The 15523-nt window shown below is 72.0% G+C and carries 13 protein-coding genes and 1 tRNA gene; 3 read left to right on the top strand and 11 right to left on the bottom strand.

Translation table 11 applies throughout. The features are described 5' to 3' along the window. Positions 1-18: 18 nt before the first annotated feature. Positions 19-624, bottom strand: coding sequence for a dCTP deaminase (dcd, locus tag WFI00_RS05245; RefSeq protein WP_336630421.1), 606 nt, complete (start codon positions 622-624; stop codon positions 19-21). Between the two features lie 31 nt (positions 625-655). Next, complete coding sequence (locus tag WFI00_RS05240; RefSeq protein WP_336630420.1) at positions 656-4168, bottom strand: GH92 family glycosyl hydrolase; 3513 nt, start codon at positions 4166-4168, stop codon at positions 656-658. A 103-nt stretch (positions 4169-4271) separates the two neighbouring features. Between WFI00_RS05240 and WFI00_RS05235 the strand changes: the two genes are divergently transcribed. Next, the gene (locus WFI00_RS05235; protein WP_336630419.1) at positions 4272-5972 is read left to right on the top strand and encodes an AMP-binding protein; all 1701 of its coding nucleotides are present in this window, start codon (positions 4272-4274) and stop codon (positions 5970-5972) included. Between the two features lie 27 nt (positions 5973-5999). On the opposite strand, the gene WFI00_RS05230 is transcribed toward WFI00_RS05235, so the two are convergent. The 6 genes from WFI00_RS05230 to WFI00_RS05205 all read right to left on the bottom strand — a co-directional run bounded on the left by WFI00_RS05230 (position 6000) and on the right by WFI00_RS05205 (position 10815). Then, on the bottom strand, positions 6000-6845 hold the full coding sequence (locus tag WFI00_RS05230; protein ID WP_336630418.1) for a PaaX family transcriptional regulator: 846 nt from the start codon (positions 6843-6845) through the stop codon (positions 6000-6002). Continuing rightward, positions 6842-7645 carry an ABC transporter ATP-binding protein gene (locus tag WFI00_RS05225; RefSeq protein ID WP_336630417.1) on the bottom strand — a complete coding sequence of 268 codons (804 nt, stop codon included), beginning with the start codon at positions 7643-7645 and terminating at the stop codon, positions 6842-6844. Before WFI00_RS05225 ends, WFI00_RS05230 begins: the two co-directional genes overlap by 4 nt. Beyond that, entirely contained in the window at positions 7638-8462 is an 825-nt protein-coding gene (locus WFI00_RS05220) for an ABC transporter permease (protein WP_336630416.1), read from the bottom strand. The genes WFI00_RS05225 and WFI00_RS05220 overlap by 8 nt, the downstream gene beginning before the upstream one ends. Beyond that, the gene (locus tag WFI00_RS05215) at positions 8459-9295 is read right to left on the bottom strand and encodes an ABC transporter permease (protein WP_336630415.1); all 837 of its coding nucleotides are present in this window, start codon (positions 9293-9295) and stop codon (positions 8459-8461) included. The genes WFI00_RS05220 and WFI00_RS05215 overlap by 4 nt, the downstream gene beginning before the upstream one ends. Before the next feature lie 147 nt (positions 9296-9442). Then, positions 9443-10429, bottom strand: coding sequence for an ABC transporter substrate-binding protein (locus tag WFI00_RS05210; RefSeq protein WP_336630414.1), 987 nt, complete (start codon positions 10427-10429; stop codon positions 9443-9445). 218 nt (positions 10430-10647) lie between these two features. Then, positions 10648-10815: a hypothetical protein gene (locus tag WFI00_RS05205; RefSeq protein WP_336630413.1), complete on the bottom strand. Its 168-nt coding sequence runs from the start codon at positions 10813-10815 to the stop codon at positions 10648-10650. 188 nt (positions 10816-11003) lie between these two features. On the opposite strand from WFI00_RS05205, the gene WFI00_RS05200 reads away from it, so the two are divergent. After that, a tRNA-Gly gene (locus WFI00_RS05200) sits at positions 11004-11077 on the top strand. 186 nt (positions 11078-11263) lie between these two features. Continuing rightward, positions 11264-12196, top strand: coding sequence for an ADP-ribosylglycohydrolase family protein (locus WFI00_RS05195; RefSeq protein ID WP_336630412.1), 933 nt, complete (start codon positions 11264-11266; stop codon positions 12194-12196). Positions 12197-12248: 52 nt separating this feature from the next. Here WFI00_RS05195 and WFI00_RS05190 read toward each other — a convergent pair whose 3' ends face one another. The 3 genes from WFI00_RS05190 to aztC form a co-directional block, all read right to left on the bottom strand. Further along, complete coding sequence (locus tag WFI00_RS05190) at positions 12249-13187, bottom strand: PrsW family intramembrane metalloprotease (protein WP_336630411.1); 939 nt, start codon at positions 13185-13187, stop codon at positions 12249-12251. Between the two features lie 140 nt (positions 13188-13327). Next, positions 13328-14545, bottom strand: coding sequence for a zinc metallochaperone AztD (aztD, locus tag WFI00_RS05185; RefSeq protein ID WP_336630410.1), 1218 nt, complete (start codon positions 14543-14545; stop codon positions 13328-13330). A gap of 39 nt (positions 14546-14584) precedes the next feature. Continuing rightward, the gene (gene aztC, locus WFI00_RS05180) at positions 14585-15523 is read right to left on the bottom strand and encodes a zinc ABC transporter substrate-binding protein AztC (protein WP_336630409.1); all 939 of its coding nucleotides are present in this window, start codon (positions 15521-15523) and stop codon (positions 14585-14587) included.

Genomic DNA, 15523 nt, shown 5'->3' with positions numbered 1-15523 from the left:
GCCGCGGCCCGGGTGGGGTCAGGCGCCGCGCGCGCCGGCGTCGGTCGATCCGACGTCCGTGCGGTGGAAGTTCTGGAACGAGCGGGACGCGGTGGGCCCGCGCTGTCCGTGGTAGCGGTTGAGGTAGGGGCCCGTCCCGTACGGGTTCTCCGCCGCCGAGGACAGCCGGAAGAAGCACAGCTGCCCGATCTTCATCCCCGGCCACAACTTGATCGGAAGCGTCGCGACGTTCGACAGCTCGAGGGTGACGTGCCCCGAGAACCCCGGATCGATGAACCCGGCCGTCGAGTGCGTCAGCAGGCCCAGGCGACCGAGCGACGACTTCCCCTCCAGGCGCGCCGCGACGTCGTCGGGCAGGGTCACCTGCTCGTAGGTCGAGCCGAGCACGAACTCCCCCGGGTGCAGGACGAACGGCTCGTCGGGCCGCACCTCGATCAGGCGGGTCAGCTCGGGCTGGTCCTCGGCGGGATCGATGAAGGGGTACTTGTGGTTGTCGAACAGCCGGAAGTACCGGTCGAGCCGCACATCGACGCTCGAGGGCTGCACCATCTCCGGATCCCACGGGTCGAGGCCGACCCGGCCGTTGTCGATCTCGAGGCGGATGTCGCGGTCGCTGAGCAGCACGGGTTCAGCGTACCGGGGTGCCGGACGCGGGTCAGCGCTCCGCCGCAGGTCGGGCCCACGGCACACGCTGCAGCACCTCGATCTGCACGAGCTCGACCGAGCACTCCGCCACCCAGCGCCACCGCGCTGCGGGCCCGAGCTCGGCGAGAAGGAAGGGTCGCGTCTGCCGGTCGCCGCTGAACTCCTCCGAGGCGTGGTGGACGACCGTCGTGCGCCCGTCGGCGGCGACGTGCTCGATCCGGAACGCGACGACGCCCCGCCGCCTCGGGGTGATCGTCAGGAACTGCGCGACCCCCGGCTCCCGAGGCACGATCTCGACGGCGTCGCCGGCCTCCAGCCGAAGCCCGGGAGTCCCGCTGTCGTCGTCGACCAGCCCGCGGGCATCCGTCTCGGACCCGCCCACCACGGCGACGACGCGTGCGTCGCGCGTCACATCCCGAAGCACCTGCGGACGGGCGGACGGCGCGGTCAGCGACGGCGGGTGCGCCGCGACATCCGTTCCCCACGTCTGCGGCCGGTCGGCGAGGTCGACACGGATCACCTGCGCCGCCGTGAGCACGTCGTGGGGCACGAAGGTCGACTCCCACGGGGTGCCGTCGATCTCCACTCCCGCGACGTACGGGCGGTCGCGGCCGGCGCCGGGGGCCTCGATCCGCAGCATCCGACCGTCGCCGATCCGCAAGCGTGCGGCGGGCACGATCGGCGCGGTGAGGACGTATCCCGGGGTGGCCGGCACGAGCGGATACAGGCCGAGCGCGGCGAAGACCCACCAGGCGCTCATCTCGCCGTTGTCCTCGTCGCCCGGCCATCCCTGGCCGATCTCGCCCCCGCCGAACAGCCGGGTCGCCGCCTCGTGCACGAGGCGCTGCGTGAGATCGGGGCGTCCGGCGAACAGCGCCATGAACGGGATGTGGTGCGCGGGCTGGTTGGACGGGGCCCACTGGCCGAAGCGGACGTTGCGCGCCTCGACCATCTCGTGGATCACGGAAGGGTAGGACCCCGTGATGCGCCAGGCCGCCTCGGCGGGTGTGGCGAGCATCCGCTCCAGGCGGGCGGCGAAGGCCTCGGCACCCCCGTGCAGGGTCACGAGGCCCGCCCCGTCGTGCGGGGCCGAGAACGCCGTCCCCCACCCGTTCGTCTCGGTGTAGTCGTATCCCCACACGGTGGGGTCGTAGGCGTCGGGGTCGTGACGGAACCGGCCGTCGGGGCGGCGCCCCTGGAAGAACCCGATGCGGGCGTCGAAGGAGTCGGCGTAGCCGCCGGCGCGTGCCGTGAAGTACGCGATGGATGCCTCGAGCTCGCTCGATCGGGGGTGGTCCCGGCCGACGAGCCCGGTCAGGACGCGTGCGAGGCGAGCGACGGCGAGGTCTCCCAGCGCTCCGTCGAGGGTCCACGACAGGCCTTCGTGCACGCGGGTGTCGACCCACCCGCGGAAGATCGACCGACCCAGGCCCTTGCGTCCCACGCGCGGGTCGTCGGAGGGCACCGTCGCGTTGCGCACGGCCGCGTCGTACGCCGACCAGAGGTCGAGCCGCGCGTCGTCGACCCCCTCGGGGGGACCTGTGCGCAGGGGCACGCCCGCGGCCGCGGCGTGGGCGAACACGACGTCGCTCGAGGTGCCCGTCATGGAGTCGATCGGCCCCGGTGCGCTCCAGCGACTCGTCCACCCGCCCGCGCGATAGTGCTCGACGAAGCCGTCGAGCAGGCGCGCCGCCTCCGCGGGATCGAGCAGGACCAGCAGCGGCCACGACGTGCGATAGACGTCCCAGAAGCCCTGGTCGACGCTCAGCTCGCCCGCCACGACCGGGGCGGCGGGGTCGAACGGGCTCGCGTAGTGCGGCGCGGGCGCTCCCGGGGTGCCGAGGTCCTCGTGGCCGCGCCGCGGGAACATGCCCACTCGGTACAGCGCGGTCGCCATCGTCGCGCGCTCCTCGGGTGTCGCGCCGTCGATCTCGACGCGCGAGATCCAGGCGTCCCAGGCCGTGGCCGCCCGCTCGACGACCTCGTCGAACGACGCGTCGGCGCCGTCGACGCGGATGCTGCGCGCCGCCTGCTCCGCACCGATGGCGCTCGTCGCGGCGCGCACCACGACGGTGCGATCGGCCCCGAGCGCCACCCGCACCCATCCGCGCACGTCGGCGCCGAACCGCGGCAGCATCCCCGAGGCGACGACCGGCCGGTCGAGCTCGGCGTGCAGGTGGTAGGGAGGAGACGGGGCGCGGTCGCCTCCGCGCTCGTCGCGCGTGAGCCCCGTGATCGCACCGTCCGGAGACGCACCGGTGGCGGGGAGCCGGAGCTCGCCGTCGCCGCGGATCTGGTCGAAGACGAGCACCCCCTCCGAGGCACCCTCCGGGAACCGGAACCGCATCAGGACCACGTGATCGGTCGCCGCCAGCTCCGCGTCGATCCCGCCGTCGAGGATCACCCGATAGTGGTGGGGATGGGCGGTCTCGTCGGCATGGTCGAAGGAGAGCGCACGCTCGGCGGGGTCGCCGACGACGGTGCCGTCGGTCCGCGCGAGGGCGGGCATGATCTGGAAAGCCCCGCGCTCGCCCATCCAGGGGCTCGGCAGATGCGACGTGGCGAACGCCTGGATCGCCGGCCTGTTGTCGGGCCCGTTGTCGGCGTGCCAGGCGTACGGCCACCCGATCTCTCCGGCGTCGGTGACCGGGATGCCGCTGACGAACCCGTGCGGGACGCCCACGCTGGGCGCGCAGCCGCCGCGCGAGAGCATGTCGCTGGAGTGGGTGCCCTGCCGGGTGCGGACCCATTCGGACGGCCGTCCGGGGAGCGGGGGCACCGGCGCCAGGGCGACCGCGTCGACCCAGCCGGCGGCGGACACGCCCCCTCGTCCTCTCGCCCGGGGGGCCGTGAACACGAGCTCGACGCGGGCGATCGTGCGCCCCACCGCGGCGTCCAGCCCGACGCGCACCAGATGCCACTGGTCGGGATGGGCCATCGCCCCGACGTGTTGCGCGAGGGGATCGAGCCCGACGCCGTACTGGTCGACGGGGCGCAGCTCGCTCAGCCGCCCGCCGTCCGTGAACACCAGGTCCACCGCGACCGCGTCGGCGAACCACGTGCCCGTCGGCCCCGGAGCCGTGCCCGTCGGGATTGCCGGCCCCGGAGCCGTGCCCGTCGTCGGAGCCGTGGGATCGGTGTCGTCCCCTGTGGCCTGGAGGTCACCACCAGCCCCACGCTCCCGACGACCGGCCCCCTCCTCGGCGCCAACCCCGCCCAGGATCCTCCCGGCGCGCTGGGCCGCCCCTCTCCAGAACCGTCGAGCACGGTCGATCAGGGTCCGGTCGACGAGGGCACGCAGGGCGCACGTGCCCTCACCCCACTCGGGCAGGATCGCGTAGTGAAGCTCCATCCCCGACCGGACCTGCGTACCCACGAGCGCCGGGAACGCGGCCGAGAGGTCGCGCCTGCCCGATCGGGTGACGCCGTAGGGGACCGCGGCGAGAGAGGTGAACCCGACCCCGGGTCGTGCCGCGGGGGCGTGCCGCCGGTCGGGGCCCCGCCGACCGATCCGCCGCCTCATCCGCTCCCCTTTCGCGTGTCTCATCGTAGGCACGGCTCACCCCCGTCGCTCCTAGACTGGGCGACGACGCGCGGCGGCCCCGCGGCGCAGATCGAGAACCACCATGACCCTCTCCCCCGCCGGCATCGCCTTCCGTGATGCGCGCGACCTGCTGCTCCGCCACTCCCACGACCTCGACGCCGCCCGCGAGGGCTTCGCGTGGCCCGACGTGGGCGACCACTTCAACTGGGCCGTGGACTGGTTCGACGGCATCGCCGAGGGGAACCAGCGCGTCGCCCTGCGGATCGCGGAGGAGGACGGCAGCGAGGCCTCCGTCACCTTCGACGAGCTGCGGAGGCGATCGAACCGGGTGGCGAACTGGCTCACCGCCCAGGGCGTCGGCCGCGGCGACCGCGTCATGCTGATGCTCGACAACCGCATGGAGCTGTGGGAGGCCATGCTCGCCATCCTGAAGATCGGCGCCGTGATGCTGCCGACCTCCGTGGTGCTCGGGCCCGACGACCTGGCCGAGCGCATCGAGCGGGCGGACATCCGCGCGGTCATCGCCGATGACACGGATGCCGCCAAGTTCGACGAGCTCGACCCGGGTCTCGTGCGGATCGTCGTCGGCGGCACACGCGACGGGTGGCGGACCTTCGCCGACGCGGACACGGCGAGCGACGCCGCGCCGGGGATCGTCGTCGACTCGACCGACACCTCGATCATCTACTTCACGTCGGGCACGACCTCCCGCCCCAAGATGGTCGAGCACACGCACCTCACCTACCCCGTCGGCCACCTCTCCACGATGTACTGGATCGGCGTGCGCCCGGGCGATGTGCACATGACCATCAGCGCACCGGGCTGGGGCAAGCACGCCTGGAGCCTCTTCTTCGCGCCGTGGATCGCCGAGGCGACCGTCTTCGTCTACAACTACACGCGGTTCGACCCGGTGGCCCTCGCCGGTCAGCTCGACCGCGCCGGGGTGAACACCTTCTGCGCGCCGCCGACGGTGTGGCGCATGCTCATCCAGGCCTCCCTCGAGGAGCGCCCGCGGGCCCTCCGCGAGCTGCTGTCGGCGGGCGAGCCGCTCAACCCCGAGGTCATCGCGACCATCGAGCGCTGGTGGGGCATCCAGATCCGCGACGGCTACGGCCAGACCGAGCTCACCGCGGTCATCGGCAACACCCCCGGGGTGGCCCTGCAGCCCGGCTCGATGGGCCGTCCGCTGCCGGGGAACGACATCGTGCTGATCGACCCCGTCACGGGCCGGGAGTCGGATGAGGGCGAGATCTGCCTGCCGACGATGCCCGTCCGTCCGCTCAACCTCACGCCGGGATACGTCGGAGAGCCGGAACGGACCGCGAAGGTCGAGCACGACGGGCTCTTCCACACGAGCGACGTCGCCACGCGCGACGCCGCGGGGTTCCTCACCTTCGTCGGGCGCACCGACGACGTGTTCAAGGCGAGCGATTTCAAGGTGTCGCCCTTCGAGGTCGAGTCGATCCTCCTCACGCATCCCGCCGTCGCGGAGGCGGGGGTCGTCGGCGCGCCCGACGACGTGCGCCTCAACGTCGTGAAGGCGTACGTGCATCTGAGCGCATCGGCGACGGCGGACGCCGAGACGGCGCGGTCGATCCTGGCGCACGCCCGCGAGCACATGCCGCCCTACATGCGGGTGCGCCGCGTCGAGTTCTTCGAGCTGCCCAAGACCATCTCCGGCAAGATCCGCCGTGTCGAGCTGCGCGAGCGCGAGATCGAGCACGCCGGGTCGCGCATCGAGACGGAGTTCCGCGAGAGCGACTTCCGCGGCCTGAAGGGCTGATCGGCTCCCGGCTCATCGGCTCCCGGCTCATCGGCTCCGTGCTGACCGGTTCCGGACTCCGCCGGCGAGGAGCTCTCCGGCGGTCGCGATGTCCTCCCGGCGACGCAGCCGCCGGAACAGGGTCAGGGAGGCGTCCGCGGGCCAGTCCGGATCCATGTAGGCGCGCGGGAGCCGCGGGTCCACGCGCAAGAGGGCGAGCCAGTCGGCGACGAGCACGGTCCGTGCGGTGACCGGGGGCATCCCGTCCATCGCGTCGTCGCGCGCCCAGCGGTCGAGGAACCGCTCGTGGGCGGACCGGATGCCCGCGATGTCCCAGGCGACCCGCACGACCTCGCTCATCGGGAAGCCGTCGAGCTCCGTCGCCGAGAACGCGTTGACCGACCCGGCCGGCAGCTCGGGCAGGATCGCACCGGTCACATCGGCGAGGTCGACCTTGCCGGGCGCGATCCAGAGACCGTCGCGCAGCACCCCGAAGCCCGACCACGTCAGCGCCGCGCGCAGTCGATGTCGCTGGTCGCGCAGCTGTTCGGGAACGGTGAACGACACGAGGGTCCAGCCCTCGCCCTGCGGATCGAACGGCGCCGATCCGTGCACACGGGCGGATGCCTTGCGCAGCACCGCCGTGCCGTGCGGAGTCAGCTCGAAGCCCACTTCGCGCCCGAGGCGGCGACGCACGAGCAGCCCCGTGCGCACCATCCGATCGAGGTTCGTGCGCACCGCGGAGGGTGCCACGCCCGCGCTCTCGAGCGTTCCGATGAGCGCGCTCGTGCGCACGGGGGCGCGCACGTCGCGGTCGCACACGAACTCGCCGAAGAACGACAGCAGCAGCTGGCGGGGCTTGCGCGCCGGCGCCGGCGCGCCCGGTTCGCTCATGCCGCCGAGGGTCGCACCGCTTCGCCGCGCTTGGCACGCTGGATCTGCTCGTACACGTGCGTGCGGAGCTCGGTGAAGCGCGGCAATGCACGGGTGGTGATCTGGTCGCGCTCCGGGGCGAGGTCGATCGCGAGGTCCTCCTGGACCCACGTGGGCGACTTCGAGAGCACAATCACGCGCTCGCCGAGGTACACCGATTCGTCGATGTCGTGCGTCACGAAGAGGATCGACATGCCGCGCTCGCGGTGGAGCGCACGCACGAGGTCCTCGAGATCGGCGCGCGTCTGGGCGTCGACCGCGGCGAACGGCTCGTCCATGATGAGCACCTCGGGCTGGTAGGCCACGGCCCGCGCGATCGCGACGCGCTGCTGCATCCCGCCGGAGAGCTGCCACGGGTAGCTGCCGGAGGCGTGGTCGAGACCGACCGCGGTGAGCGCGTCGTCCACGAGCCGGTCGCGCTCGGCGCGGCTGAGGCTCTTGTGCTTCAGCGGCAGCTCGACGTTGCCGCGGACGGTCAGCCAGGGGAACAGGCTGCGGCCGTACTCCTGGAACACGAGGGCCATGTTCGGCGGCGGTCCGGTCACGCGGCGTCCGCTCAGCTCGACGGTGCCCGACGTGGGCTTGAGCAGCCCCGCGATGCACTTCAGGAGCGTCGTCTTGCCGCACCCCGAGGGGCCGACGATGCACACGAGCTCTCCCGCGTCCATGCGGAAGCCGATGTCGCCGATCGCCTCGACGTTGCCGGTCGACGACTCGTAGACCTTGCGCAGGTGCTCGACAGTGAGAAGCGTCTCAGGCACGCTCCACCTCCTTGATTCCGTGGTACCAACGAAGAACGCGACGCTCCACGACCGTGAAGACGGTCGCGAGCAGGATGCCGATGAGGCCGAGCAGGACGATGCCGCTCCACATCTCGGCGATGAGGTAGTTGCGCTGGAAGTAGACGATCTTGAACCCCAGACCCGACGACGAGTAGAACATCTCCGAGATCACCATGAGGATCAGCGCGATCGAGAGCGACTGGCGCACGCCCGCCATGATGCGGGGGCTCGCCGCCGGAAGCGTCAGGTAGCGCAGGCGCTCGACCCGCGTGAGGGCGAACGAGCGGCTGGTCTCGGTCATGACGGCATCCGTCGCGCGCACGCCCTCGATCGTGTTGAGGAGCACCGGCCAGACGGCTCCGGCGACGATCACGGCGACCTTCATCCCGTCGTTCGCGCCGATGAGCACCGCGACGATGGGGATGAGCACCGGCGGCGGCACCGCGCGGAAGAACTCGAGGACGGGTTCCAGCAGCTCGCGCAGCCAGCGGGTGAGCCCGACCACCGTGCCGGCGACCACGCCGACGAGGATCGAGAACAGGATGCCGAGGGCGAGTCGTCCGAGACTCGGCAGCACGTCGGTGAGGAACGCGGGTCCGACCCAGGTCGAGACGAACGCCTGGAGGATGGCGGCCGGACCGGGGAAGAACTTCGCCGGAGCGACGGTGGCCGACAGCCCCCAGACGACGAGGAGCAGGATCGGCAGGCCGAGGGCGAACGCGGTGCTCTGCGCCAGCTTCGCCCACACCCGCGACCGCCGTCGCGGGGTGATCACGGTGCTCGTGTAGAGGGTCACAGGACCTCCTCCCCCCGGACGGACTGATGCCAGCGCAGCGAGCGTCGCTCGATGGCGCGGAAGACGAGGTTGACGATGAGTCCGAGCAGGCCCGTCACGACGACGAGCGCGTAGACCGTGGTCCACTGCCCCGCATTCTGCGCCAGCATGATGGTCCGCCCGATCCCGGGGTTGCCGATGAACATCTCGGCGGTGACGGCGAGGATCAGCGCGACGGCCGCGGCGAGGCGCAGACCCGTCATGAGGTAGGGCAGCGCCGTCGGGAAGACCAGGTTGACGATGCGCGATCCGCGGGAGAGTCCGAAGCTGCGCGCCGTGTCGCGCGCGACGGCATCCACGTCGGCGACGCCGTAGAGCACCTGGATGAACACCTGCCAGAAGCTCGCGAAGACGATGATGATGAGCGCCGCCTGGATCTGGTAGCCGTACATCAGCACGGCGAGCGGGATGAGGGCGACCGACGGGATCGGGCGCAGGAACTCGACGGCGGTGTGGGTCGCGCGCCGCAGGAAGGGCACGAGGCCGATCACGGTGCCGAGGACCGTCGCGAGCACCGTCGCGATCAGAAGTCCGATCCCCCAGGCGGTCAGGGTGCGGCCCACGTTGCGCCAGAACTCCATGTCGCGCATCTCCTGCGCGAGCTGGGCGAGGGTGGCGGTGGCGGTCGGGAAGTAGCGGGCGTCCACGATCCCGATCGTCGGGAGCAGCTGCCACGTCAGGAGGAAACCGACGATGCCGGCGACACCCAGGGCGGTCTTGCGCAGCGAGCGCAGCTGCCGCGCGGTGCGCGGGCGCGCCGGTGCGGCGGCGGTCGGGGGGTCGGCGATGGCCATACGCGGGTCCGTTCGGGAAGGCGGTGGCGGGCGTGGAGGAGCGACGCGCGGGCGCGCGCGACGGAGGATGGGTTCGACGGGGCGGTGATCACGCCGTCGCAGGCGGGGAGCGGTGACCGGACGGGCCGGCCGCTCCCCGCCGCGGGGTCACTGCTGCTGGATGAGGCGGGTGTAGTCGGGCTCGGCGGCGATGTAGCCGAACTGCACGGCGAGGGCTCCGAGGTCGGTGATCCCGGCCTTGGACAGGTCCCAGGTGAACGTCGGCAGGGTGATGCCGGCCGCGGCCTCCGCCGGAATCTTGAGGTTCGTCGCGATCGCCTCGCGCACCGCCTCCTCGTTGCCCGACGCCCACTCGAGGGCCTCGGTCATCGCCGCCGCGTACGACGCGACCAGCTCGGGCTGCTCGTCGATGAGCTTCTGCGTCGTGATGTTGGTGAGCACGGTCAGACCCGGGATCGTCGCCTGGTAGGGCTGCACGATCGAGGCGCCGCCGTTGTTGACCACGATGCCGCGGAACGGGTCGGGCGCCCACGCGGCGTCCATCGTCCCGGCTTCGAGCTGGGCGGGGACGTCGGGGAAGGCGACCTCGACGAACTCGATCGTCGAGGGGTCGCCGCCGTCGTCCTGCACGGCCTTGCGGATCGTGAGGTCTCCCGCGGCTCCGATCGTGTTGACCGAGACCTTCTTGCCGGCCAGGTCCGCCGGGCGGGTGATGGCCGAGCCGGCGGGGACGACGACAGCGTTGACGTCGTCGCCGGTGGCGAGGCTGTTGGCGTAGTTGCCGATGATGGCGACTCCGAGATCCTGCAGATCGGCCCGGATCGGCCCGAAGGGCTGGCCGATCGCGAACTGGATGTCACCGCTGAGCAGCGCCGGGATCGCGTTCGCGCCACCCTGCGCGGGCACGACGTCGACCTTCAAGCCGTGCTCGGCGAAGATGCCCTCGTCGATGGCGGCCCACAGCGCGCCGGATTCGGCGATCGGGAGCGCGGCGACGCGGACGGTGGTGAGCTCTCCGGTGGAGTCGCCGCCCCCGGTCGGGCTGGCCGCCGGCGGGGCGGCGGAGTCGGTGCATCCGGTCAGGACGATGGCTGCGGCGGCGAGGACGCCGAGCGTGGCAAGACTCTTCTTCATTGACGGGCCTCTCGTGGTGTGCGGGTCGGCGGCGAGAGATCCCGTGCGGGTCGAGCATCCTCACGCCGTCGTGCTGACGGTCCCATGGTGCGGCGCGAGGAATCGAAAGTCAATACTTTTCAAACGATCGACACGATTATTGTGAATGTCGCGTCGGGCGGGGGCCGCGTCCGTCGCGCTCGCCTCCGCCCGACCGGCGTCGCCGAGGCCGTCGGCGCTCAGTCGAGGCCGGAGCCCCGCGTGGGCTCCTCCTCCCGTTCGAGGCTCTCGTCGGGGTCGACCGACGCGTCGTCGATCTCCGTCACGTCTTCGGCGTCGTCGGCCTGCTGCTCGGCGAGCTCGACCAGCTCCTCTTCCTGCTTCCTGCTCGGCTTCTCTCCGTACACGGGTGCCTCCTTCGTCGTCTGCCCGTCTTGCGGGCGGGGTGTTCCCATCCTGCCGCGGTCGGCGGAGCGGCGCGCGGGCCCGCACGGCGGCGTACCGATGAGCAACCGGCGACTTTGGCCTTCCCGCGCGCAGCGGGTAGGCTGATCACACCTCAGCCGACCGCGTAATTCCGCGTCCGGCGGGGTGCGGGGCTGTAGTTCAATGGCAGAACTTCTGCTTCCCAAGCAGACAGCGCGGGTTCGATTCCCGTCAGCCCCTCCACCTCCACCTGTTCCCTCCCCCGACACGGCCACGCCGCAGGTCTCTACGTCGCGAAAGCAGGCTGGATCCACTGTCGGGTCTCCGGCCGACGAGGCTGCTGCCGGTGCAGCCTGCTTTCGGAACGGGATGCCGAGGCGCCGCCCCTCCGTCCAGACAACAGACGACCCGGCGACCATGATGGACACCATGACCACCGGACAGGATGTCGCCCTCGCATCGGCCTACGGGGACGCCCTCGGCGCCCCGTATGAGTTCATCCCCATCGTGATGCCGCCGCGGGCCATCGAGATGCACGCGAACGAGACGTGGGAACGCGGCGAGTGGACCGACGACACCGCCATGGCGATCCCGATCCTCGAGGCGGCGGCGCGCGGCCTCGACCTGGCATCGGACCAGGCGCAGGGGTACATCTTCCGGCGCTGGATGGAGTGGGCGCTCGTCACGAAGGACATCGGCAATCAGACGGCGCGCGTCATCCGCGACGTGCGCGACCGGGTGCGTCCGTCCGACGACGACGCCGCGGTGGCGGTGCTCGCCCGGGCGGCGGCCCGGCGCGCATTCGAGAGCACCGGGTCGAGCGGCAACGGCTCGCTCATGCGCACGCACGCCGTCGCCATCGCCCTGCAGGATCGCCCCGACGAGGAGATCGCGGCCGTCGCCCGCACCGTCTCCGCCCTGACGCATCCGGGCGAGGACTCCGAGGAGTCCTGCGTGATCTGGACGGTGTCCATCGCCCGGGCGCTGCGCGGCGAGCGCGACGGTGGACTCGAGAGCCGCCTCGCGCCGCTTCCTCCCGAGCGGCGCGGGGTGTGGCGCGATCGCCTGGAGCGCGACGCCGACGCCGACCTCATGCCCTGGGACGTCGCCAACTCCGGCTACAGCGTCGACGCGCTCCGCGCCGCCCGGAGCGCCTTCTCCCACGCGTCGACGACACGCGGATGCGTCGACCTCGCGGTGCGCTCGGGGGATTCGGACACCGTCGCCGCGATCGCCGGCGCGCTCGCAGGGGCCGTGTGGGGACTCGGAGACCTGCCGACCGACGAGGTGGCGATCCTGCACGGTCACCCCGGGCTGGATCGAGATGGCCTCGCCCGCCTCGCGGAGAGCGCTCGACGGTGACCGACCGGGCGGACGTCGCCGCGGTCACGGTCGCCCGAGGGCGGGCGTCGCGTCAGAGCGTGACGGCGGGTGCCGACGCGCCCGTCGGACTCCCGGGCGCGGCAGCGGGCAGCGGCGGGGCGGGCGAGCGGCGGGCGACGTGCCGCCAGACCAGACCGCCGACGAGGATCGTGACGACGGCGCCGCCCATCTCGGCGAAGCCGGCGAGGATCGCGTTGCCCGTCAACGCCGACACGATCGGCGAGGTGCTGTCCCACGCGCCGTGGAGCAGGGCGACTCCGACGTACGTGCCGAGCACCGCCCAGGTGAGGCGGAACCGGCCCGTGCGCGCGGCGCCTGCGAACAGCGCGGCGCCCAGCAGCGAACTCCACAGCACGTGCCCGAACGGCGCGGTGATCCCCCGCTCGAACGCGATGAACGCGGACGTGGCGAGCGGATGCACCCCCTGGTAGAACTCGGTGATGTAGCCCATCGTCTCCAGCACGGCGAAGCCCAGTCCGACCGAACCGCCGACGAACAGGCCATTGCGCGTCGACTTGGCGAACTTCCACCCGACGACCACGATGAGCAGGCCCTTGGCGAACTCCTCGACGAACCCGGCGAGCGCGAGGGAGACCACGCCGTTGCCGCCGTTGGGGTGGTCCTGCGGGATCATCCCGACGAGCTGGTCGAGCGTGGAGCCGAGAGCGAGGGCCAGGGTGCCACCGACGACGGACGCGAACACGAGCTGACTCGCCGTCACGGTGTCCGTCGTCCGCAGCCGGTGCGTCATCACCCACATCAGCGTCGCGGGCACGAGTGCCGCACCGATGAAGATCCAGGCGGGGACGATGATCTCGTTGCGCAGCAGATGCAGGACGACCACCGCCAGGTACACCCATACGAGGAAGCCACCGATCACGAAGGCCGCCGTATGCGTCCTGCGGTGCTCCTTCCGCCGTGGGGGCTGCGTGCGGGCGCGCGGGGTGGCCTTGTCGTCGACGGTGTTCACATGTCCTCCGGTTCGGGGGGTAACCGAGTGTGCTGTCGGGATGACTATGGCAGAGCCGACTCCCGGATGCACGAGATTTCCGTCGCGACCCGCCGAGAACGCCCTCCCGTCCGGGGACGGAAGGGCGTTCGGAGACGAGATCAGCCGGCCGCCACCGCGATCTCGGTCGGTGCGATCCCGAGTTCGCCGGTCGCGACGATCGCGCCGATGCCGAGGTCGACGGCGTGGATGCTCTGCGCGGCGGGCTCCGTGACGTAGGCGGTGCTTCCCGACACGACGATCGCGGGGTGGGGGTCCTGCCACTGCACCGGTCCCTGCCACGGCGCGATCACGGGGATGCTCCGGGTGATCGCTCCCGTGGCGGGATCGAGGACATGGATGGAGCCGTCGGTGGCGAGGATGTAGGCGAGGTCGCCGGGCCCGCGCGCCACGTCGCGGAACGTGTAGCGGACACCCTCGGGCAGCTCCGCCACGCGCAGCGTCGAGGCGTCGGTGTCGATGAGGGCGACGGCCGACAGCAGGTATCCCTCCGCATCGCGGTCGCTCTTGTAGTCGCCGACGACCAGGGGGCTCGTCTCGCTCACGTAGGCGTTCCCCATGCGCCCGTAGGGCTGGTCGGGGGCGTCGAGCTTGACGACGGCTCCGTCGCGGTAGACGAGGGCTCCGTCCTCGCAGCCGAAGACGACGGCCTCGTCCTTCGCCGTCCCCTCGCCGTGGATGCCCGGGCACGCGTCGCTCTGGACCACCGGCGCCCCGGAGGCGTCCGACACGGCGATGCCGGTGCGACCGGCCGCCCCGCCGACGGTCGTGAGGAAGGTGCCGTCCTCGAGCACGACGGACACGCCGTGGTGGGCCTCGACACCGGGGATCACCGTCACCTCCGGCAGCACGCCGGGCGATGCGGCGAGCGCCGCGGTCTCGAACACGGTCGTGTCGCTCGTGCCGTCGGCGTAGAGGATGGTCTTCCCGCCGTGCCGGACGACGTGGCCCGCCTTCTCCGCGGGGAAGACGACATCGGTGAGCACCGGCTCGCCCGCGCCGCCCGCCCCCGTGTCGAGGACCTGGAAGCCGCGACTCGTCGTGACCATGACGTGCCGGTCGTCACCGGCGGGGTTGAGGCGGGTGAACTCCTCCGTGGCGACATCGGCGACGGTTCCGAGCGTGTCGGCGTCGAGAACGCGGATGCCGCCCGCGTAGGAGACGGCGATCCTCGCGCTCGCCGCGGGGCCCGCGGCCGTCGCGTTCACGGTCGGTTCGGGTGATGCGGTGCCGCCGGGTGCCGCGCATCCCGCCATCGCGACGACGACTCCGACGGCGAGGGCCGCGACGGCGGTCCGGCCGGACGGGGATCTGTGCATGGGACGTCCTCTTTCTCTTCTTCTTTCGGGGGCGGTCGCTCAGGGCGAGAGACCGCGGGCGATGCGCTCGGTGTTGACGCGCATCATGGTCAGGTAGTCGGGCGCCTCGCCGTCGGCGTCGGTGAGCGACTCGGTGTACAGGTCGACGACGTCGACCTGGAGATCTGCCTCCTCGGCGAGCGCCCGGACCAGCCGGTCGGGCGCGGAGGACTCGGCGAAGATCGTGCGGACGCCCGTCCTCTCCATCGCGGCGACGAGGTCGGCGAGGTCGGATGCCGAGGGGGCGGCCAGCGTCGTCCCGCCCGGGATCGCGGCCCCGACGACGGAGAAGCCGTACCGATCGGCGAGGTATCCGAAGACGTGGTGATTCGTCACGAGCGCGCGCTGCGCGGGCGGGACGGCTTCGAACGCGGCGACCATCTCCGCATCGAGCTCCCGCAGCCGGTCGCGGTAGGCGTCGGAGCCCGCCCGCACGCGGGCGGCGTCGATGCCGGGGGTGGCGGCGAGCACGGGTTCCAGCGCATCGACGACCGTGCGCATCCGCGCCGGGTCGGTCCAGAAGTGCGGATCCGGTGCACCCGCGGCATCCCCGTCCGTGTACGCGAGGACGTCGATCGCCTCACCGGCGACGAAGGTGCGCGCGCCCTCCCGCGTCGCGGCGTCGAGGTGCTTCTGCAGCCCTTCCTCCAGCCCCAGCCCGTTGGAGACGAGGAGGTCCGCCGAGCGCAGCCGCGCGGCCTCGCGTGCGGAGATCTCGAACGAGTGCGGATCGGCGTTCGGCTTCATGAGAACGAGCACCTCGGCCTGGTCGCCGACGATCTCACCGACGACGTCGCCGAGGATGTTGGTCGACACCACGACGAGCGGGCGGTCGGGCGAGGCGGTGCCCGCGCACCCGGCGAGGCCGGCCCCGGCGACGAGGGCGACCACCGCGGCGAGTGCGGCGGAGAGTCCGGTGCGGCGACGGATCCGGTCCAT

It is taken from the genome of Microbacterium sp. MMO-56, assembly GCF_037146215.1.
Taxonomy (GTDB): domain Bacteria; phylum Actinomycetota; class Actinomycetes; order Actinomycetales; family Microbacteriaceae; genus Microbacterium.
Note: the sequence above shows the minus strand (reverse complement) of the source record. Positions and strands in the feature narration are given on the sequence as shown.